Source organism: Candidatus Stoquefichus sp. SB1, from assembly GCF_001244545.1.
Classification (GTDB): domain Bacteria; phylum Bacillota_I; class Bacilli_A; order Erysipelotrichales; family Coprobacillaceae; genus Stoquefichus.
In genome coordinates, this window is record NZ_LN852694.1 from 233,602 (window position 1) to 252,723 (window position 19,122).

Annotated in this window: 23 protein-coding genes and 1 tRNA gene; 18 read left to right on the forward strand and 6 right to left on the reverse strand. The window is 31.3% G+C overall.

Annotated elements, in window-relative coordinates; translation table 11 throughout:
• The first annotated feature begins 8 nt into the window (after nucleotides 1-8).
• The 6 genes from BN1865_RS04760 (at nucleotide 9) to BN1865_RS04785 (ending at nucleotide 3,932) form a co-directional block, all read left to right on the forward strand.
• The gene (locus BN1865_RS04760) at nucleotides 9-890 is read left to right on the forward strand and encodes an ROK family protein (protein ID WP_050636115.1); all 882 of its coding nucleotides are present in this window, start codon (nucleotides 9-11) and stop codon (nucleotides 888-890) included.
• Between the two features lie 176 nt (nucleotides 891-1,066).
• Complete coding sequence (locus tag BN1865_RS04765; RefSeq protein WP_050636116.1) at nucleotides 1,067-1,807, forward strand: helix-turn-helix transcriptional regulator; 741 nt, start codon at nucleotides 1,067-1,069, stop codon at nucleotides 1,805-1,807.
• Between the two features lie 75 nt (nucleotides 1,808-1,882).
• Nucleotides 1,883-2,209 carry a PadR family transcriptional regulator gene (locus BN1865_RS04770; protein ID WP_050636117.1) on the forward strand — a complete coding sequence of 109 codons (327 nt, stop codon included), beginning with the start codon at nucleotides 1,883-1,885 and terminating at the stop codon, nucleotides 2,207-2,209.
• Entirely contained in the window at nucleotides 2,202-2,948 is a 747-nt protein-coding gene (locus BN1865_RS04775) for a DUF1700 domain-containing protein (RefSeq protein WP_050636118.1), read from the forward strand. The genes BN1865_RS04770 and BN1865_RS04775 overlap by 8 nt, the downstream gene beginning before the upstream one ends.
• Before the next feature lies 1 nt (nucleotide 2,949).
• Nucleotides 2,950-3,738, forward strand: coding sequence for a DUF4097 family beta strand repeat-containing protein (locus BN1865_RS04780; protein WP_050636119.1), 789 nt, complete (start codon nucleotides 2,950-2,952; stop codon nucleotides 3,736-3,738).
• Nucleotides 3,738-3,932, forward strand: a complete 195-nt coding sequence (locus BN1865_RS04785; RefSeq protein WP_050636120.1) for a PspC domain-containing protein — start codon at nucleotides 3,738-3,740, stop codon at nucleotides 3,930-3,932. Before BN1865_RS04780 ends, BN1865_RS04785 begins: the two co-directional genes overlap by 1 nt.
• 21 nt (nucleotides 3,933-3,953) lie before the next feature.
• Here the strand turns inward: BN1865_RS04785 and BN1865_RS04790 are convergent, their stop codons facing one another.
• Together BN1865_RS04790 and pepT are read right to left on the reverse strand one after the other, a co-directional pair.
• Nucleotides 3,954-4,844: a diacylglycerol/lipid kinase family protein gene (locus BN1865_RS04790; RefSeq protein ID WP_050636121.1), complete on the reverse strand. Its 891-nt coding sequence runs from the start codon at nucleotides 4,842-4,844 to the stop codon at nucleotides 3,954-3,956.
• 28 nt (nucleotides 4,845-4,872) lie between these two features.
• Nucleotides 4,873-6,108, reverse strand: a complete 1,236-nt coding sequence (pepT, locus tag BN1865_RS04795) for a peptidase T (protein WP_050636122.1) — start codon at nucleotides 6,106-6,108, stop codon at nucleotides 4,873-4,875.
• Nucleotides 6,109-6,224: 116 nt separating this feature from the next.
• Here pepT and BN1865_RS04800 point away from each other — a divergent pair, with 116 nt between their 5' ends.
• Nucleotides 6,225-6,815, forward strand: coding sequence for a ribonuclease H1 domain-containing protein (locus tag BN1865_RS04800; RefSeq protein WP_050636123.1), 591 nt, complete (start codon nucleotides 6,225-6,227; stop codon nucleotides 6,813-6,815).
• The gene (locus BN1865_RS04805; protein ID WP_050636124.1) at nucleotides 6,812-7,717 is read left to right on the forward strand and encodes an exonuclease domain-containing protein; all 906 of its coding nucleotides are present in this window, start codon (nucleotides 6,812-6,814) and stop codon (nucleotides 7,715-7,717) included. The genes BN1865_RS04800 and BN1865_RS04805 overlap by 4 nt, the downstream gene beginning before the upstream one ends.
• A gap of 75 nt (nucleotides 7,718-7,792) precedes the next feature.
• Here the strand turns inward: BN1865_RS04805 and BN1865_RS04810 are convergent, their stop codons facing one another.
• Entirely contained in the window at nucleotides 7,793-8,800 is a 1,008-nt protein-coding gene (locus tag BN1865_RS04810) for an ISNCY family transposase (protein ID WP_050636125.1), read from the reverse strand.
• The gene (locus tag BN1865_RS18565; protein ID WP_050636126.1) at nucleotides 8,800-9,192 is read right to left on the reverse strand and encodes a helix-turn-helix domain-containing protein; all 393 of its coding nucleotides are present in this window, start codon (nucleotides 9,190-9,192) and stop codon (nucleotides 8,800-8,802) included. The genes BN1865_RS04810 and BN1865_RS18565 overlap by 1 nt, the downstream gene beginning before the upstream one ends.
• 200 nt (nucleotides 9,193-9,392) lie before the next feature.
• Here BN1865_RS18565 and BN1865_RS04820 point away from each other — a divergent pair, with 200 nt between their 5' ends.
• The 10 genes from BN1865_RS04820 to BN1865_RS04865 all read left to right on the forward strand — a co-directional run bounded on the left by BN1865_RS04820 (nucleotide 9,393) and on the right by BN1865_RS04865 (nucleotide 16,988).
• Entirely contained in the window at nucleotides 9,393-9,947 is a 555-nt protein-coding gene (locus BN1865_RS04820) for a GNAT family N-acetyltransferase (protein ID WP_050636127.1), read from the forward strand.
• A 34-nt stretch (nucleotides 9,948-9,981) separates the two neighbouring features.
• Complete coding sequence (gene glf / locus BN1865_RS04825; RefSeq protein ID WP_232780332.1) at nucleotides 9,982-11,142, forward strand: UDP-galactopyranose mutase; 1,161 nt, start codon at nucleotides 9,982-9,984, stop codon at nucleotides 11,140-11,142.
• Between the two features lie 9 nt (nucleotides 11,143-11,151).
• Nucleotides 11,152-12,168, forward strand: coding sequence for a glycosyltransferase family 2 protein (locus tag BN1865_RS04830; protein WP_050636128.1), 1,017 nt, complete (start codon nucleotides 11,152-11,154; stop codon nucleotides 12,166-12,168).
• The gene (locus tag BN1865_RS04835) at nucleotides 12,168-12,854 is read left to right on the forward strand and encodes a phosphatase PAP2 family protein (protein WP_050636129.1); all 687 of its coding nucleotides are present in this window, start codon (nucleotides 12,168-12,170) and stop codon (nucleotides 12,852-12,854) included. The genes BN1865_RS04830 and BN1865_RS04835 overlap by 1 nt, the downstream gene beginning before the upstream one ends.
• Nucleotides 12,855-12,896: 42 nt before the next feature.
• Entirely contained in the window at nucleotides 12,897-14,321 is a 1,425-nt protein-coding gene (locus BN1865_RS04840) for an MATE family efflux transporter (RefSeq protein ID WP_050636130.1), read from the forward strand.
• A gap of 70 nt (nucleotides 14,322-14,391) precedes the next feature.
• The gene (gene epsC, locus BN1865_RS04845) at nucleotides 14,392-14,928 is read left to right on the forward strand and encodes a serine O-acetyltransferase EpsC (protein WP_050636131.1); all 537 of its coding nucleotides are present in this window, start codon (nucleotides 14,392-14,394) and stop codon (nucleotides 14,926-14,928) included.
• Nucleotides 14,900-15,511 (forward strand): phosphatase PAP2 family protein, encoded by a 612-nt coding sequence (locus BN1865_RS04850; RefSeq protein WP_050636132.1) that lies wholly within the window; start codon nucleotides 14,900-14,902, stop codon nucleotides 15,509-15,511. Before epsC ends, BN1865_RS04850 begins: the two co-directional genes overlap by 29 nt.
• A 21-nt stretch (nucleotides 15,512-15,532) precedes the next feature.
• Nucleotides 15,533-15,724 carry a hypothetical protein gene (locus tag BN1865_RS04855; RefSeq protein WP_050636133.1) on the forward strand — a complete coding sequence of 64 codons (192 nt, stop codon included), beginning with the start codon at nucleotides 15,533-15,535 and terminating at the stop codon, nucleotides 15,722-15,724.
• A gap of 45 nt (nucleotides 15,725-15,769) precedes the next feature.
• Nucleotides 15,770-16,687, forward strand: a complete 918-nt coding sequence (locus tag BN1865_RS04860; RefSeq protein ID WP_050636134.1) for a MerR family transcriptional regulator — start codon at nucleotides 15,770-15,772, stop codon at nucleotides 16,685-16,687.
• Nucleotides 16,688-16,911: 224 nt separating this feature from the next.
• Nucleotides 16,912-16,988 (forward strand) — tRNA-Arg (locus BN1865_RS04865).
• Between the two features lie 502 nt (nucleotides 16,989-17,490).
• Here the strand turns inward: BN1865_RS04865 and BN1865_RS04870 are convergent.
• On the reverse strand, nucleotides 17,491-18,360 hold the full coding sequence (locus BN1865_RS04870; protein ID WP_050636135.1) for an aldo/keto reductase: 870 nt from the start codon (nucleotides 18,358-18,360) through the stop codon (nucleotides 17,491-17,493).
• A gap of 80 nt (nucleotides 18,361-18,440) precedes the next feature.
• Nucleotides 18,441-18,797, reverse strand: a complete 357-nt coding sequence (locus BN1865_RS04875; RefSeq protein WP_082189903.1) for a toprim domain-containing protein — start codon at nucleotides 18,795-18,797, stop codon at nucleotides 18,441-18,443.
• Between the last annotated feature and the right edge of the window lie 325 nt (nucleotides 18,798-19,122).

A 19,122-nucleotide genomic window follows, 5' to 3' on the forward strand; every position in this document is an offset into this window, starting at 1 on the left:
AAAAAGAAATGAGATTAGGAGCAATTGAAGCAGGAGGAACAAAGTTTGTTGTTGCCATTGGTGATGAAAATGGTCATGTTATTGAAAGAGATGCTTTTCCAACAACTTCACCTGAAGAAACAGTAGAAAATATTTTTAAGTTTTTTGATGGTAAAGATATTGAAGCGTTAGGATTAGGGTGTTTTGGACCGATTGATCCAGATTTAAAGAGTCCAACATATGGGTATATTACAACAACACCTAAGCCAGGATGGACAAATTATAATATTGTAGGTGCTATTCAAGCACATTATCCTGACTTACCAATTGGATTTGATACAGATGTTAATGGTGCTGCTTTAGGTGAAGCTTATTTTGGTGCAGCAAAAGGATTGGATAGTGCTTTGTATTTAACAATTGGAACTGGAATTGGTGGCGGTGCTATCGTGGAAGGAAATCTTGTTCATGGTTTGTTGCATCCTGAAATGGGACATATGATGATGACAGTGAGAGATGATGATCATTATGCTGGAAAATGTCCTTATCATGGAACTTGTTTTGAAGGGTTAGCTGCTGGTCCTGCTATTGAAGCAAGATGGGGTGTAAAAGGTAGTGAATTGGCTGAAGATCATCCTGCATGGGATTTAGAGGCATGGTATATTGCTCAGGCATTGGCTATTTATATTTTGACAATTTCACCTAAGAAGATTATTTTGGGTGGAGGCGTTATGCATCAAAAACAATTATTTCCAATGATTCATCGTTATCTTCAAGAAAGATTAAATGGTTATGTACAAAAAGATGAAATCACAACAGATAAAATTAAAGATTATATCGTTTATCCTGGATTAGGGGATAATGCTGGCGTTTGTGGAGCATTAGCTCTTGCTAAGCTTGCTAAAGAAAGATAAGGGAGAAAATCCCTTTTTCTTTTACTGCGTCATTTCCAGGGAAATAATGTAAAAATATCAATAAAACATAAGAAATATGGCTTTCGCAACCAATAGTTTCCTTGTTTCAACCTGAAATGGGTGGTCGCAACTGAGATTATTACATTATAATAGGGGTGCTTAGGGAGGAATTATTTATGAATATAGAAATCGCAAATAAATTATTACAATTAAGAAAAGAGAAAGGTTTATCTCAAGAAGCGTTAGCTCAAGAGTTAGGTATTAGTCGACAGGCAGTCAGTAAATGGGAACGAGCAGAGGCATCACCTGATACTGATAATTTAATTGAATTAGCAAAACTTTATGGTATCTCTTTAGATGAATTATTATTGCATGAACCAACTGCTCAAGAAGAAAAGAACAATGATCAAACGAATGAAACAGATAATTCTAAATATGTTCATGTTGGATTTGATGGTATCCATGTTAAAGAGGAAGATGGGGATGAAGTGCATGTGTCATGGAAAGGTATTCATGTTCATGAAAAACATGGTGATAAAGTTGATATTGATGAACAAGGCGTTTATATTAATGGAAAACAATATGATCATGATGACTGGAAAGAGTTTAAACATGAACATCGTTATGATTTTCCATTTGGAGTCATATTATTTTTAGGGTATCTTATCTATGGATTATTAACAGGGTTATGGCATCCTGCTTGGATTATTTTGTTCATTATTCCATTGATTTATAGTTTTGTGACTGCCGTGAAAAAAAGAAAACTTAGTTATTTTGCATATCCTATTTTAGCGGTTATGATTTTTTTATGGGTTGGTTTTACAAAGTTTATGTGGCATCCAACATGGGTCATTTTCTTAACAATTCCGTGTTTTTATGCCATTGCACAATATATTGATCATCGAAAAAACTTCTAAAGAAGTTTTTTTCTTTAGAGTATTGACATATAATATTATATGTCGTATAGTATTATATGAAATGAAGGTGGTTGAATGATATTTAATACTGGTGCAGCCTTATTGGATGCAGTTGTGCTTTCGGTCGTATCAAGAGAAAAAGAAGGAACATATGGATATAAAATTACCCAAGATGTTCAGGCTGTGATTAGTGTCAGTGAATCGACACTTTATCCAGTTTTGAGACGGCTATTAAAAGATGGATGTTTGGAAAGTTATGATCAGGAATTTCAAGGTAGAAATCGTCGCTATTATAAAATTACAGCTACAGGAGTTGTTCAATTGAATATGTACAAACGAGAATGGCATGATTATACTTTAAAAATCAATAATTTATTTGATGGGGGATATCAAAATGGATAGAAAACAATTTATGAGGGAATTAGAGTTTTTACTGCAGGACATTAATGAAGATGAACGTCTAGAAGCGATGGCATTTTATGAAAATTATTTTGATGAAGCAGGTCAAGAGAATGAACAAAAGGTTATCAGTGAATTAGGGGATCCTGCACGTGTTGCAGCGATTATTAAAGATGGTTTAAAAGGTCATTTTGATGAACATATCTATGCTGGTAGCAGTGGCTTTTCTAATGATGATTACTCAAAAAATTATGAAGTGATTGATGTAGATAAAAAAGAGAAGAAAAAGAAAACATCTTCACAAAAGGAAAGTCATGTTCGTAATAGATGGAATGAAATGGATTCAAGAGATAGATTAATATTGATTGTTTTGGCTGTCTTGGCATGTGTACCTTTCTCATTTTCTTTTATAGGTCTTTTTAAAGGGATTTTTGGTGGAGCGTTTGGTTTGTTTGGAATTGGTTTTTCGGTGTTGATTGTTTTTCTATGTTTTATATTTGGTTTTTGGATTTTAACTTTCTTATTTCATATTTTAGCATTTATCTTTATTATGATGGGTATCTTCTATTTGTTTTCAATGCCTGGTGCAGGATTAATATATATGGGAATTGGATGTTTTTTAGCAGGATTGGGAACGATTTTTGGAAAAATAGCATCTTGGTTTTTTAAAGATTGTATTCCAACAATAGTGAATGCGATTGCTGATGGATTAAGTAAAATATTCCATCCAAGGGGAGCATAATATGAAAACAATATATAAAGTATTAATAAGTTTTTTGATAGGAGTTTGTTTGATTTTTGCTGGATTAAGTATAGGTGGATTAAGTGAATTAGGTGAAGTTGGATTTTTGAGTCGTTTGAATTTAAGATGGAGTGCAAGTGAAATGAGTTATAAAGATTTTGTTGCTTCTTATGATATTGATGAACTTTCAATTCAGATTCATAAAGGAACTGTTCAATTTCATCAAAGTCAGGATATAGATAGAATAAAAATTACAGCGCGTCAAGTATATAGTGGGTTTGATATTTTTCAAAAAGGTGATAAAATAGTGATTGAGCAGCCTCATTATTGGTTAAATCGCCATTATGAGAGTGCTATAATAGATATCTATATTCCTGAAAAAAAGGATTTAGAGACTGTTAAAATTGATATGAGTGCTGGTGATTTATCAGTCCATGATTTGGTTGCTAATGAAGTGAAAATAGATACAGCAGCAGGTCGTTTACAAGTGAATCGCTTAGAATGCAATGATTTAAAACTGAACACTGCTATGGGGCAAACAAAAATAAAAGATGCAACAGTGCAAAAGAAAGTGAATGTAGATGTTGGTGCTGGTGATGTGAATTTAAATTTACGTGGTCGTCAAGCTGATTTCCACAAACGTGTAAGTGTTGGTTTAGGACATGTTCGTGTTGGAGATTCATCATACTCAGGTATTGCTGATCGTGAGTCTTATGATTCAGATGGTAAAATAGAATTAGATATTGATTGTGGTTTAGGAAATGTCAATGTAGAAATGGAGGATTTATAATGAATAGTAAAAGATTATATAGATCAAAAAGAGATGTTATGATTTGTGGTGTATGTGGTGGAATTGCAGAATATTTTGATATTGATCCAACAATAGTGAGATTGATTGCAGTTGTCTTGATTTTTGGTTGGGGATCAGGTTTATTGGCTTATTTAGTAGGTGCAATTATTATTCCAAAAAATCCATATCAATAAAAAAGTTATCTTTCGATAACTTTAGGGAACAATCACGTGAAGTGATTGTTTTTTTACGCATACATGAATAGGAAAAGTTGTTCCTTCTTCTCCATCAACATCATAGATAATATCCTTATCACATTCAATTGTTATATCTTTTGCTTGTACGTATTTAACAAAAGGATTTTTTTCATGTGTATTTAATTTATAATCTTTAAATATAGCAATCATTTCAGCAGGTGAACATTTTTTAATAATTAATAAATCCATAACACCATCTTGAATATCAGCATGTGGCGTAATATCTTTAAATCCACCAACTTGTGAAGTATTTGTAATCATGAAAAGTCTTGCATCTTCTTCAAATTCTTCTTTTTCTGTTTTGACTTTTAAATGCAAGGATGTATTTAACTGTGATGGTAACTGTCGTATTCCACTGATATAATAAGCCAATGGACCAAAACGTTCTTTATCAGCTTTACTCACTTGAAAACTAATGTCACTAAACATTCCACCAGCAATAACATTAGCAAAATAACCATCATTCACCTGACCAACATCAACTTTCATAATATGTCTATGTTTCATCATTTCAATAAATTGATCAGTTGTATGTGGTAATTTCAAATGATTAGCAAAATCATTAACAGTTCCACCTGGTAAAATAGCAAGAGGAATATTGAGATGCTTTTTAACAATCCCACTAATAATTTCATTAACTGTTCCATCACCACCAACACTAATGATAAAATCATAATCTTCATCTTGTAAGGATAAACATTTATCAAGAGCATCATTTTTTTGTTGCGTATAAAAGACATCAACATGATTGACAATTTGTTGTAAGATCATTTGACCAATCATCTGATCAAGCTTTTTTTGAATTGTTTTTGTTCCTGAACTTGGATTCACAATAAATAAACATCTCATTATCAACACCTCCCTGGATTATATAGTATTAAAAAGGCATATCTGCTTTATTATAAACATTATTTCTAATAAGCCTTAATAATAATTCAACACCTTTTTTCATCATTGTTATGGAAACAAATTCATAAGGTCCATGACAATAAAAACCACCCGTTCCGATATTTGGACAAGGTAAACCTTCAAATGAGAGTCTAGCCCCATCAGTTCCTCCTCGAATAGGAACAATCGTTGGATTCAAACCTACATCCTGCATTGCTAATTCAACTTGTTCAACAATATATAAATGATCAACAAGAACATCTTTCATATTTAAATATTGTTCATGCATTGTGATATTAATTAATTCATAACCATAACGACTATTTAAATAAGCTTGAATACGTTTAAAATCATTAAGCTGATTTTTAAGTTCTAAAAAATGATGATCTCGTACAATATATTCCAGATGAGCTTTCTCACAATTTCCCTGCATATGATTAAGATGATGAAAACCTTCATATCCTTCTGTATATTCAGGACGACGATTCAGTGGTAAAAGCTGATCAAATTCAATACCGACTTCTAAAGCATTGACCATTTTATTTTTAGCATAGCCTGGATGAATACTTTTTCCAGTGATATCAACCAAAACCTGATAAGCGTTAAAGTTTTCAAAATAAAATTCATTGATATCGCCACCATCAACTGTATATGCATAATCTGCATTAAAAATAGCTAAATCAAAATGTTCTGTTCCACGTCCCACCTCTTCATCAGGCGTAAAAGCAATTTGAATATCATTATGCTTAAATTCAGGATGTTTAAACATATACTCAGCCATACTCATAATAATAGCAATCCCAGCTTTATCATCAGCACCAAGCAAAGTTGTTCCATCGGTTGTTATAATATCATGTTCAATGACTTTCTTTAAATCAGTGAATTCTTGAGGATCTAAAGAAGTTGTTGGATTGAGTGTAATTTTCTGACCGTCATAATTTCTAATAATTTGTGGATGAATATTGTCACCACTGGCATCAGGAGATGTATCCATGTGAGCAATAAAACCTATAACATCACCTTGATGGTGATTATTTGAAGGTATTGTTCCATAGACAATACCATATTCATTCATTTGTACATTGACTAATCCTAAGATACGCATTTCTTCTACTAAAAATTCAGCTAATTCTTTTTGATTTGTAGAAGAAGGAGAAGTTGTAGAGTAAGGATCAGATTGTGTGTTAAAACTTATATATTTTAAAAATCTATTTTCTATTTTCATATTGGTCTTCCTTTCTCTCATATTATATCAATTATTGAATTTGACCACAATATAATTGTAATTATACTAGCCAAAAGTGATATTAATCATTATAATGGAGCATGGAGGTTTTAACGATGGGTAAATATTATGCAGTTAAAAAAGGGAGACAGACGGGTATCTTTTCTTCTTGGGGTGAATGTGAGATACAAGTCAAAGGTTTTAAAGGGGCAGTGTATAAATCATTTGCCAGCCAGAAAGAAGCACAACAATATTTAGAAGAGAATTCAGCCATTAATGTTGACCAAGATGGATTAATTGCTTATGTAGATGGAAGCTATAATCAAAAGACCAAAGAATATGGATATGGATGTGTTATCTTACATGGGCAGGAAGTGTTAGCGAAGTATTATGGTAAAGGCAATCATCCTGATCATGTTTCTATGCGTAATGTGGCGGGAGAAATCGCTGGAGCACATAGAGCCATTCAATATGCCATTGAACACCATTATCCACTGATATGTATCTATTATGATTATGCAGGAATTGAAAAATGGGCGAATCAGGAATGGAAAGCCAATAAGCCAGGAACAATTGCTTATCAGCAGTTTATTCAGGAAAGTCGTCAACAAATCAAGATTGTGTTTTTTAAAGTGCTAGCACATAGTGGTGATTTCTATAATGAAATGGCAGATACTTTAGCGAAAAAGGCTGTTGGGATTCAATGAGTGATAGAATAACTGTTTTTGATATTGAAGTTTTAAATCAAGATCCTGCCAGTATTTGTGCCATTGGAATCGTAGAAGTTGTTGATACAGAAATTGTTTCCACGTACTATTCATTAATTAAACCAAAAAATTTAAGTTATGATAGTTATCGTTATAAAGTCCATCAAATCAAACCTAAATCCCTTTATAAAGAAAAAACATTTTGTGAAGTGTGGCAAGACATCAAAGAATATTTTGAACATACCATTGTTGTATCTCATGATATTCAAGGAGATATGATGAATTTACGAGCTGCCTGCAAACAAAATAAAATTCCTTATCCACAACTGAAAATGTCGTGTACAAATGTTTTAGCTCATCTGGTCTATCCCCAATTACATAAATATAATTTAAAAGAATTATCTCAAATGATTGGCTTTGAATTTCAGGCTCATCAGGCTTTAGATGATGCATTGGCTTGTGCGCAATTATTAATTGAAATGATGAAACATGAAAATTGTGAAAATATTTTAGAATTACATCAAAAATTTCATTTAGATTTTGGAGAAATGAAAGAAAATTACTATCGTAATATTATTTCAGCTGAAGTTGCACCCCAGCTTTTAAATATGGTTCAAAGAGAAGATGCACTGTTATATCATCAATCGGTGTGTTTTACAGGAAAACTATCAATGCCTAAAGAAATTCTTGAAGAGAAAACAAAGCAAGTCAGTGGATTACCATCTCATCAAGTGAGTACTCAAACAAATTATCTGGTTATTGGTAAAGAGGGGTATCATAAAGTTCGTTTTGGAAAAGAAAATAAAAAGGTTAAAAAAGCATTGCAGTTGATGAAACAAGGACAAGATTTACGAATTGTACATGAAAGTGAATATTTAAAGTTATTAGAAACAAAAAAATAAATTTGTTTCTTTTTTCTTAAGAAAATCTTTTGTATTGTAACATGTCAATCAATTTTGAAAATGTCTCAAAAATAGTTAAACATTAGCACCATAATACTGGTGCTTTTGTTTTGCATGATATTGTAAAATATTGTCTATCCTCCATGGATGATTCATTGGGGGAATATATTTTTTCTTTTGTTTTGGTTTCTCGATTTCACCATCAAACTCTTTTGAGTGAACTTCATGCTGAGGGACTTCCTTCATGATATAGATATTATCAAGCACATTGACATAGAGATTTTTATCAAATGCCTCTATAACTATACAATCTGATTTGTTTTTGAAGTAAAATGGGATCCCCTTCTCGGATTCTGGCAGATAAATCTTGTTGTTATAGCGAATACTATGACCTGAATCAATCTTTCTTGGTGAGAGGACTGCAAGAGTGCAGTTGATTTCTTCCAAAGTTGGTTGTTTTTCAAAGACGGATTTGGTAGTATTAAGGCATAGAGCGAACTGACCATTAAATTTTTTTAGGTAGGATTTTAAAAATTCATTGGCGTCCTCTATGCTGGTGATACGAGCACGTCTTAATTCAACAGGCAGACGAGACTGAAATGTCTGATTAAGTCTTTCTATTCTGCCTTTGGCTTGAGCGATGCTCGTTGTTTTTATTTCAATGCCAAGGTTATGACATGCATAGGAGAACTGTGTAAAGGTATCCTCGTCATCAAGGGCATTGTTTTTTCTTTTATATTCAAACACAGTCCGTCTATCAGTGTAGAACATAGCAGGTATGCCATAATTGATAAGGATATGATAAAGAACGTTATAATAGCCCTTAAGAGTTTCCTGGAAATCAAAGTAGGCACCAACAACTTCTCCGGATGCATCATCAATAGCTAAATGGAGATGCCAGATCTGACCGGAAATCCATTCAAAGGATGAGGCATCCATTTGAATCATTTCACCAAAATACTTGGATCTTGGTCTGCGGGGATGAGCACTGTTGTCATCAATAGTGGCAATTGCCAGCTTTATCTCATTTTGAACCTTTTGAGAAGAGGTGGATTTCTGCTCAGCTTTCAGTATTTTCTTCATTATTTTTCTTTTTTTTTGTGAGCCTTGGGAGAAAGGACATTTTCTTCTCTAAGCCATTTATGAATAGTTGTATCACTAACAGAAATACCAAAGTCCTCATTCAGGATTTCAGTGAAATGTGAGAAATTGGCATCAGAATACTCGGCAACATAAATTTTCTTGACGAAATCTTTTTGAGCAAAAGAAATAGTGGAAGCCGGAAGCCTATTGCGATTGCCGTGAACAAAGCCTTCCTTTCCCATTTCTTTGTATTTGAAAATCAATCTGTTGATAGTTCTGGTAGAGCAGTTCAGTTTCATGGCAGCCTTTTTCTTATTGCCATTTGATTCGACAAGCTTTTTAATAATTCTATATTTCTTATCTTCATTCATTCTTAAATCAACCTTTCTCATCATAACCTCCTGGAGTAAAACATTGAGGTTATAGTGTAACATAAATTCAAATTAATTATTTAACTTATTGAGACAAAATCAACTTTGATATATTAAGACATTATCATATTTGAATTAGACTTAAGAAAATCTTTTGTATTGTAACATTGCACCAATGTTTATTTTGATGTATAATTGAAAAGATTTTAGAGGTGGAAAAGATGAACATAAGAGTGGCTAAAGTCAGTGATGCCAAAGATATTCAAAGAATTTATGCACCCTATGTAAAGAATACAAATATTACTTTTGAATATGTGATTCCTTCAGTTGAAGAGATGGCAAAACGAATCAAAAAAACACTTGAGAATTATCCTTACTTAGTAGCAGAAATGGATGGACGTATTGTTGGGTATGCTTATGCATCATTATATCGTGAACGACATGCTTATCTATGGGATAGTGAATTGTCTATTTATTTAGATGAAGATTATCACGGGAAATCTATCGCAAAAGCATTATATGAAAAATTATTCAATATTTTACAAGCTATGCATATTCAAAATGTTTATGCTTGTATTACTTATCCAAATGAAAAGAGTGAAAAATTTCATCAGAAATTTGGATTTGAATTGATTGGATGTTTTCATCAGGTAGGTTATAAATTTGAAAAATGGCATGATGTGATTTGGATGGAAAAATCAATTGGTGATAAGAATGATGTTCAGGAAGTTATTCCATTTTCATTGCTTTCATCAACATATTTTGAATTGATATAAGAAAACAGTATGTTCAAGTGATAGAGAATATGGTATGATAGAAACTAGAGGTGAGAAAGTGGATACATTAATTATAGGTAGTGGTTTTGCTGGAAGTAGTGTTGCACGTGTCTTGGCAGAGAGAGGGCATAAAGTTAAAATTATTGAAAAGAGAAACCACATTGGTGGAAATTGTTATGATGAATATGATCAGTATGGTGTTTTAGTCCATAAATATGGGCCACATATTTTTCATACAAATAATAAAGAAGTCTATGATTTTTTATCACGTTTTACAAAGTGGTATGATTATAGTCATGAAGTTGTTGGGAATGTTTATGGGAAAATTATTCCGATTCCTTTTAATTTGAATACTTTGATGATTGTTTTTGGAGAGGAAAAAGGACAACTTCTCAAACAGGAATTGATTGATACATATGGTGAAAATGCAAGAGTTCCTATTTTAGAATTACAAAAGAGTGATTCTGTAGGTATTCAGGAAGTGGCTCAATATGTTTATGAAAATATTTTCTTAAAATATACAATGAAACAATGGAACCAAAAACCTGAAGAAGTTGATCAAAGCGTCACAGCACGTGTTCCTGTATTGATTTCATATGATAATCGTTATTTTCAGGATACTTATCAGGGATTGCCATTAGAAGGTTATACAAAGTTATTTGAAAATATGCTTGATCATGAAAATATTGAAATAGAACTGAATAGGGATGCTAAGTTGGATCTTACATTTGATTTTGATCATCATAAAATTTATTATAAAAATCAGGAATTTACAGGGCAAATTATTTTTACTGGTGCGATTGATGAATTTTTTGATAATCAGTTAGGCCAATTGCCTTATCGTTCATTACGTTTTGATTTTGAACATTACCCTGAGGATTATTATCAATCTAAAGGGGTTGTTAATTATACAGTCAGTGAGGATTATACGCGTATTACTGAATTTAAATATTTGACTGGACAGGTCATCGATGGAACAACAATTATTAAAGAATATCCAGAAGTTTATAAGGATAATCGCCAAGTTCCATATTATGCTATTTTAAATTCAGAAAATATAGCAATGCATCAAAAATATGTTGATATGGTGAAACCATTCTCTCGTTTTCATTTATTAGGAAGATTAGCTCAATATAAATATTATAATATTGATGGAATTGTCGAAGAAGCTTTAGCTTTAACAAAACAATTATAGGAGGACATTATGAAATATTTAAGTGTTGCCATTCCTTGTTATAATTCACAGGAATATATGAATAAGGCCATTGAATCATGTCTTATTTTAAAAGATGATGTAGAAGTGATTATTGTTGATGATGGTTCAAAGGATGAAACGGCACGTATTGGTGATGAGTATGCAGCATTATATCCAGAAACTATCAAATGTGTTCATCAGGAAAATGGTGGTCATGGTCAGGCTGTCAATACTGGACTTAAAAATTCAACGGGATTATATTTTAAAGTTTTAGATAGTGATGATTGGTTTGATCAGTCAGCACTTGTTAAAGTTTTAGAAACAATTAAACAATTACATGAAAAAGATAATGATGTTGATATGTTAATAGCAAATTATGTTTATGAAAAACCAAGTGAAAATAAATCAAGTGTGATTAAATATACAAATGCATTACCACAAAATAGAACTTTTAGATGGTATGATATCAAGCATTTTTATCCACAGCAGAATTTATTAATGCATAGTGTTATTTATCGTACACAACTTTTAAGAAATTGTAATTTAGAATTACCTAAACATACATTCTATGTTGATAACTTATTTGTTTATCAGCCACTTCCTTATGTTGTGACATTATATTATTTAAATGTAGATTTATATCGTTATTATATTGGTAGAGAAGATCAATCAGTGAATGAAAAAGTCATGATTTCACGTATTGATCAACAGATTAAAGTAAATAAGATGATGATTGATTGTTGCGATGTTATGCAGTTAAAGAGTCGTAAATTACGTAATTATATGGTTAAATATTTAACTATGATTACAACTGTTTCAACAGTTCTTTTGGTGAAGTCAGGAACACCTGAACATCTTCAAAAAAGAGATGATTTATGGTTGTATTTAAAGATGAAAAATCCAGAATTATATAAAGCTGTGAAACATACAACATTGGGATCTCTTATGGAAATGGATAGTTTTGTAGGTAAGAAATTGATTACAACAGGATATGGTATATCTAGAAAGTTATTTGGGTTTAATTAATGAAAAAAATATTAGAACAATATAAACATGCATGGGTTTTTCTTTATTTTATTATTTATTTACCATGGTATTTTGGTCTTCAACAAAGAGGAAACATGGGCTTTCATGATATTTATACAACAGTAGATCAGGCTATTCCTTTTGTATCATGGTTTATCTATCCATATGTTTATTGGTTCCTCTTTGTTGCTGGAACTATTGCTTATTTATTTTTTACTCATAAAAAGGACTTTTATAAATGTGTTGCATTCTTATTTATTGGTATGACAATATGTTTAATTGTCTTTACAGTCTATCCAACGAGTTTTGATCATCGTCCTTTCAATATTCAGGGAAGTCCTTTATCTACTTTCCTTGTGAATTTTATTTATACAGCTGATAAGAGTCAAAATGTATTTCCAAGTATCCATGTTTTTAATTCTATTGGTTGTGCAATTGCACTTGTCAAATGTCAGGATTTTCACTCTTCATATTTTATGAAAATATTTGCGAATGGGTCAGCATTAATGATTACTCTTTCAACAATGTTTATTAAACAACATTCTATTTTAGATGCTGTTTCAGCTGGGGTACTGGCTATCGTTCTCTATATTCTCATTTATAAATTAGATGTGTTTAAGATTGAAGAGCGGGTTGATGAAAAAAGACCACGATTATCTAAAAACTTTAGCAAAGTAAGCAGGTAAGTCTTTACCTGTTTTCTTATGTTTTCAAAAAGGAGGAAATTTATGGCTACAAATCAGAATTTAGCTCATGAAAAAATATCAAAATTATTATTTTCACTTGCTATTCCATCAATTATTGCACAGCTAGTGAATATTTTATATAACATTGTTGATCGTATTTATATTGGTCAAATGCATAATGGAACTGTTGCTATGGCTGCTTTATCAGTAGCTTTACCAATTGTCACTTTTGTGAGTGCTTTTACGCAATTGGTTGGTGTTGGTGGGGCACCATTATGTGCGATTAAAATGGGTGAACAAAGAAAAGAAAAAGCTGAAGAAATTATGACCAATAGTTTTGTATTATTGATTATTGTTGGGATTATTTTAACGCTTATTATTCTTTTTTTCCATGAACCATTATTGTATATCTTTGGGGCAAATGAAGAAACCATTGTGCCAGCAATTTCATATACTAGTATATATGCATTAGGAACAATCTTTGTTCAAATTACATTAGGAATGAATGCTTATATTAACACTCAGGGATTTGCTAAGATGGGAATGTATACTGTTGTTATTGGTGCTATTATTAATATTGTTTTGGATCCTCTCTTTATCTTTGTTTTTGATATGGGAGTTGCTGGTGCTGCTCTCGCAACAATTATTGCTCAGGGAGCTTCCGCTGTTTGGGTATTGATTTTCTTGTTTGGAACAAAAAGTATTATTAAGATTAGAAAAAAATATCTCGTACCGAAGTTGCATATTGCTTTTTCAATCGTAGCGTTAGGAATTTCACCATTTGTTCAAACGGCAACTGAAAGTCTGTTACAGATCTCATTTAATAATCAGTTACTTATTTATGGTGGAACAATGGCAGTTGCGACAATGGCTATTTTAATGAGTATCTGGCAGTTTATTACATTGCCTCTTCAGGGTCTTTGTCAGGGAGCACAGCCAATCTTAAGTTATAATTATGGAGCACGAAATTATACACGTGTAAGAGAAACCTTTCATTTAATGTTTAAATTATGTTTAGGTTTTGCTTTTGCTGCAAGTTTTATTGCAATGTTCTTTTCATCTTTCTTTGTTTCAATCTTTGCAAGTGATGCACAAACAATTCAGTTTTCTTCATGGGCTTTACGTATCTTTTTAATAGGGGCAGGAATGTTTGGGGCACAGATTGCATGTCAACAGGCATTTATGGCTTTTGGGCAGGCAAAAGTTTCTGTTTGGATGGCTATTACAAGAAAAATTATTTTATTAATTCCTTTAATTTATGTTTTCCCTTATTTATTAGGTGGTAGTGGATTTGCAACAATGATGTCCCATTCGATTGCTCCAATGGTTCATGATGGATCACGTGTTTTTGCAGTTTTATTTGCAGAACCTGTGTCAGATATTTTAGCAGCTTGTATTACAACATTTATGTTTATTCGTTTTTATCGCAAGGAATTAAAGAAGCCAGATGAAATAATTGGAGAATAAAAAAATTATAACTTAAATTGTTTCTTTTGCATATTTGTGGTTAAATATGTAAAACAAAGGGGTGAGAGTGATGGAAAAGAGTTTGATATCAAGAATATTAGAGATGGATCCAGCTGCTCGAAATAGAGTGAATGTTATTTTGAATTATCCAGGGCTACATGCGATGTTTTTTTATCGTATTAATCATTTTTTATGGAATGCTCATTTGAAAATGTTAGCACGTTTTTTAAGTCAGTTTGCTAGATTTTTAACAGGGATAGAAATTCATCCAGGAGCAACCATCGGTAGAAGATTTTTTATTGATCATGGAATGGGTGTTGTGATTGGGGAAACAACAATTATTGGTGATGATTGTATCTTATATCAGGGTGTAACATTAGGTGGTGTTGGAACTGGTGAACATAAGGTCAAAAGACATCCAACATTAAATAATAATGTGATGATTTCAGCTGGGGCAAAAATTATAGGTGATGTGACAATTGGAGATAACAGTATTGTTGGAGCTTCTTCAGTTGTGTTAAAGGATGTTCCACCAAATTGTACAGTTGTTGGAGTACCAGGAAGAATTGTGAAAGAAAATGGTATTAGAGTTGATAAAGACTTATAGGATAAAATATCAATATATGATTTTATCATGGATACTTTTGATTATTTATTTAGGACTTTTTGTCAGTGGAAAATTAACAATCATGGATCAATATATCTATCAGGTGATTCATACTTTGCAAAGTGATACAATGACAAGTTTTATGATTGCTGTGACTTTTTTAGGATCAACTGTTGGAATTGTTTTGATTTGCTTGATTTGTCTTGTAATTCATTTTCAAAAAGGCTGTTTAATAAGTATTCATGTAGCATTGATGGCGATTGTGAATCAGGTGATTAAATATCTTGTTGCAAGACCAAGACCAACAGTTGTTCATTTAGTGAAGGAAACAAGTTATAGTTTTCCTTCCGCTCATGCTATGACATCAATGGCTGTCTTTGGTATGATTGCTTATTTATTGTGGGAGAAACATAAGGTATTTTCAATCTTTATGATGTGTTTTCCTCTCATGATTGGTGTGACACGTATTTATTTGGGTGTTCATTTTGCAAGTGATGTTATTGGGGGATTTTTATTTTCTATAACTTCATTATGTACAGTGATTCCATTTCTTAAATATCATAAAATACTCCCATGTTCATAGAATAAAACAGGGGGTATTTTTATGTCTATTGATGTTGATATACAATCCAGTCTTTATTATTATGATTTAACGATTGTAGAAAGAGAAAATAATCTCTTTTGTTTGGTTGATTTAAAGACAGGAGAATGGTATGAAAAAATGACTATTTATTATATTCAAAGATTATTAGATTTATGGAATACAAAAAGAGGAAATATTGGAATAATATCTTGACCTATCCCTGAGGGATAGGTTTAATATAAGTATGAGGTGATGAGCGTGACAATAAAAGAAGTCATAGAAAAATATGGTATGACAAGAAAAGCATTATTAATATATGAAGAAAAAGGATTAATTCATCCGACAAGGAATATGTCAGGTTATCGAGAATATGACTTAAAGCAAATTGAAATCATAGGGAAAATATGTTTTTTAAGAAAATTAGAATTTTCTTTAAATGAAATAGAAGATATTTTAATGAATCATCATTATGAATTATTTCAAGAAAAGAAAAAAGAATATGATAAAGATATTCATTTCATTGAAATGAAGAAAAGTTATTTGGATTATGCAAATGATGTATTTAATGATCAATATTCAATTGATGAAGCTTATAAGGCAGTTAATGATACAATTGAATTATATGATACTGATGAATATAATGAATTGATTCATTTTGAATTTCAACGAGAATCAGTAGGAATCATGTGGTTATTAACTTTAATCATTTCATTTTTATCTGGGCAATTCTCTTTAATAATTATGGCTTTTTTCTCTTTATTTGTTCCTATTATTTTAAGTTTAAAGAGTGTTAGAAACTTCTTCTTGTCAATTTATGCAAGAAGGCGATTAGCTATCACATTACTTCTTTTTGGTATGTTTGGAAGTTTATTTTTTTGGTGTCAGCCCAATAATATGGTTAATGAATTTTTATTTGGCATGAGTCTTTTGCTTTGTTTTGGATCAATAGCTTCTTTTCATCAAGTTCAAAAATACTTTAAAAAATATCAATCCTTTTTATCCATGATATTCTTTATATTGAGTATTGGTATGTTTGGGTTTATCTTTTTTATTGAAATTAATGGTAAAATAGGATTGGGTTATATAATAATAGCATCGTTTTTATTAGGAATAGGGGTTATATTTAATCAACGTATACGTCAAATATTAGGTTATATATTAATGGGTATGATATGATTATTTGTTTGTGTTCATATTGAAAATATGAATTGTTCATGTTAAAATGAAACATGCTTATGAAAATAGATGATTGGCTATTTATTGAGGATGTTTCATTGTTTTATTTTTTTAAATAACTATAAAATATTATGTCCTTATCACTCAGCAAGATAGAGCACACGCTTCCTAGGGTTTTGTTGAACACTCCCCAAATTGTTATCAAAATACTAAAAATTTAATATGGTGCATTAGCTCAGCAGGATAGAGCATACGCCTCCTAAGCGTAAGGTCATGCGTTCGAATCGCATATGTACCGCCATTTTTAAGCATTTTAAGGGGTTTTATTGCTAAATAATAAGCCCCTAAAGACATGTCATTGACATGTCTTTTTTTGGCTTTTCTCCTAACAAGGAGTTGAACTCCTTGAACTCATTTCTCTAACAAAAAAATGTTTTCCAAACATGACTGAGAAGAATAGATAATGAGTTAATATTTCTTTGTTCATTTTGTGTTTGTCATAATACCATACTGAATTATTGGAAAAGCACCATGCTTTGAGATAAACTTTTGGAATATAGTATTGATATTTTGCTTCATCTTTATTTTTTATTATCAGATTATCTTTTAAAACATTGTCTCAGATTAAAGAGTTGAGTTCAATGAAAAAAGGGGAAACTCCCCTTAAAAAGATATAGAGGCTATCCATATCCAGTGCTTGTTGGTATAGTGCATTCATATTAGATAGTAGGTGTATTTATAACTTTAAAAAAACAGCAATGTTTTATGAATTGCTGCTTTCGATATTTGAATAATAAAATAAATTAGTCATGAATTTTATTTGCTAAAACAGTTTTTACAAATTCCGGATCAAAGTGCTTGGTTCTGCTTCCACCATATCCTTTATCGAGTGAAGAAATAAGCTTCATTTCTTCATCATTAAGACAAAAATCAAATACATCTATATTCTCAACAATTCTTTCTTGATGTGTTGATTTTGGAATAACAACAACACCTCTTTGAATATTCCAGCGAAGAATAACTTGTCCTACTGTTTTATTGTATTTAGTTGCAATTTCTTGAAGCATTTGATCTTCAAAGGGGTTATATCTTCCACCCCCAAGAGGTGCCCAAGCTTCGGGAATTACATTATATTCTTTCATCACTTTCAAAGCATCTTCTTGTATGAAATAAGGATGCAGTTCAATTTGGTTAACCATTGGTTTAATTTCTACCGTTTCACAAAAGTTAGTTAAAATATGAGGATAAAAGTTAGATACACCAATACTTTTTAGTTTTCCCTCTTTGTAAGCAACTTCTAATGCTCTCCAAGCAGCAAAATAATCGCCTAATGCTTGATGCAATAAATATAAGTCAAAATATTCTAAACCGCTTTTTTTAAGTGAAGTATCAATTGCTTGTTTTGCACTATCAAAATCTTTCATGTCCTGTACCCACAGTTTTGAAGTAATGAATAAATCTTCTCGACTACAAATACCCTCAGACATTGCTTTTCTTATACCATCACCTACAGCATCTTCATTTGTGTACACTGCTGCTGTATCAATTAAACGATACCCAGCTTTAATAGCTTGATACACTATTTCAGCACATTCATTTTTATCAGGAACTCTAAAGACCCCAAATCCTAAAACAGGCATTTTTAAATGATTATTTAAAGTTACATATTCCATAAAAAATCCTCCTTCAATAAGAAAACTATAAACCTTGGAGTGTACTTCATGTCAAGAAAAATAATGATAATGAAATATATTTAACGGGTACTACAAATTTCTTTTTCATTCAATCTAGATTTATTTGATGTAATACCAATTCTAAGACATAAGCTATCATTCATATCCTTATAATATTTTGGTGTTTGATCATAACAATTGTATATTGGCATTTTTGACTTCATACTTTCAATAATTAACCTTGTGGCTTGTCTACCAACTTTATCTAAATCAAGATGAAAAATAATCTGGTTGACTTGTGGGTGATTCTCTAGAAATTGAGATAATGCTAAGATATGATGATTAAAATCCATCTTATCTAAAGTAAATAGAATGGCTAATGATAATGCATCAATAGGGGCTTCACAAAGATGAACTGTGTTATTTAGCGTACGAATAAGCTTCTACGACTTCACCAATGGCATTATCGACAACGAGATGAAGATGTTAGAGTATTTATAAATTTAGTTCATTGAGATAAAAAACTGGAGAAATTGATTGAACTCAGAAATGATACTATTAATAATCTGAAAATACTCAGCTGATTTTCATCATTTTATATGATAATAGTGGTAATCATGAGAAATTACTGGAAAATGAAACAATAAGAACTATCATAGAAAATTGTGAAATTGAATAATTATAAGAAAATATTTAACTATGAATATATACTACGTTGAGTTAAAATATAATAATTTCAGTTAAGATATTCAGCTTGATAAT

Excerpts from the sequence above, each read along its gene's own strand:
- BN1865_RS04760 (WP_050636115.1), top strand. The coding sequence starts at position 9 with ATGAGATTAGGAGCAATTGAAGCAGGAGGAACAAAGTTTGTTGTTGCC.
- BN1865_RS04765 (WP_050636116.1), top strand. The coding sequence starts at position 1,067 with ATGAATATAGAAATCGCAAATAAATTATTACAATTAAGAAAAGAGAAA.
- BN1865_RS04770 (WP_050636117.1), top strand. The coding sequence starts at position 1,883 with ATGATATTTAATACTGGTGCAGCCTTATTGGATGCAGTTGTGCTTTCG.
- BN1865_RS04775 (WP_050636118.1), top strand. The coding sequence starts at position 2,202 with ATGGATAGAAAACAATTTATGAGGGAATTAGAGTTTTTACTGCAGGAC.
- BN1865_RS04780 (WP_050636119.1), top strand. The coding sequence starts at position 2,950 with ATGAAAACAATATATAAAGTATTAATAAGTTTTTTGATAGGAGTTTGT.
- BN1865_RS04785 (WP_050636120.1), top strand. The coding sequence starts at position 3,738 with ATGAATAGTAAAAGATTATATAGATCAAAAAGAGATGTTATGATTTGT.
- BN1865_RS04790 (WP_050636121.1), bottom strand. The coding sequence starts at position 4,844 with ATGAGATGTTTATTTATTGTGAATCCAAGTTCAGGAACAAAAACAATT.
- pepT (WP_050636122.1), bottom strand. The coding sequence starts at position 6,108 with ATGAAAATAGAAAATAGATTTTTAAAATATATAAGTTTTAACACACAA.
- BN1865_RS04800 (WP_050636123.1), top strand. The coding sequence starts at position 6,225 with ATGGGTAAATATTATGCAGTTAAAAAAGGGAGACAGACGGGTATCTTT.
- BN1865_RS04805 (WP_050636124.1), top strand. The coding sequence starts at position 6,812 with ATGAGTGATAGAATAACTGTTTTTGATATTGAAGTTTTAAATCAAGAT.
- BN1865_RS04810 (WP_050636125.1), bottom strand. The coding sequence starts at position 8,800 with ATGAAGAAAATACTGAAAGCTGAGCAGAAATCCACCTCTTCTCAAAAG.
- BN1865_RS18565 (WP_050636126.1), bottom strand. The coding sequence starts at position 9,192 with ATGAGAAAGGTTGATTTAAGAATGAATGAAGATAAGAAATATAGAATT.
- BN1865_RS04820 (WP_050636127.1), top strand. The coding sequence starts at position 9,393 with ATGAACATAAGAGTGGCTAAAGTCAGTGATGCCAAAGATATTCAAAGA.
- glf (WP_232780332.1), top strand. The coding sequence starts at position 9,982 with ATGATAGAAACTAGAGGTGAGAAAGTGGATACATTAATTATAGGTAGT.
- BN1865_RS04830 (WP_050636128.1), top strand. The coding sequence starts at position 11,152 with ATGAAATATTTAAGTGTTGCCATTCCTTGTTATAATTCACAGGAATAT.
- BN1865_RS04835 (WP_050636129.1), top strand. The coding sequence starts at position 12,168 with ATGAAAAAAATATTAGAACAATATAAACATGCATGGGTTTTTCTTTAT.
- BN1865_RS04840 (WP_050636130.1), top strand. The coding sequence starts at position 12,897 with ATGGCTACAAATCAGAATTTAGCTCATGAAAAAATATCAAAATTATTA.
- epsC (WP_050636131.1), top strand. The coding sequence starts at position 14,392 with ATGGAAAAGAGTTTGATATCAAGAATATTAGAGATGGATCCAGCTGCT.
- BN1865_RS04850 (WP_050636132.1), top strand. The coding sequence starts at position 14,900 with ATGGTATTAGAGTTGATAAAGACTTATAGGATAAAATATCAATATATG.
- BN1865_RS04855 (WP_050636133.1), top strand. The coding sequence starts at position 15,533 with ATGTCTATTGATGTTGATATACAATCCAGTCTTTATTATTATGATTTA.
- BN1865_RS04870 (WP_050636135.1), bottom strand. The coding sequence starts at position 18,360 with ATGGAATATGTAACTTTAAATAATCATTTAAAAATGCCTGTTTTAGGA.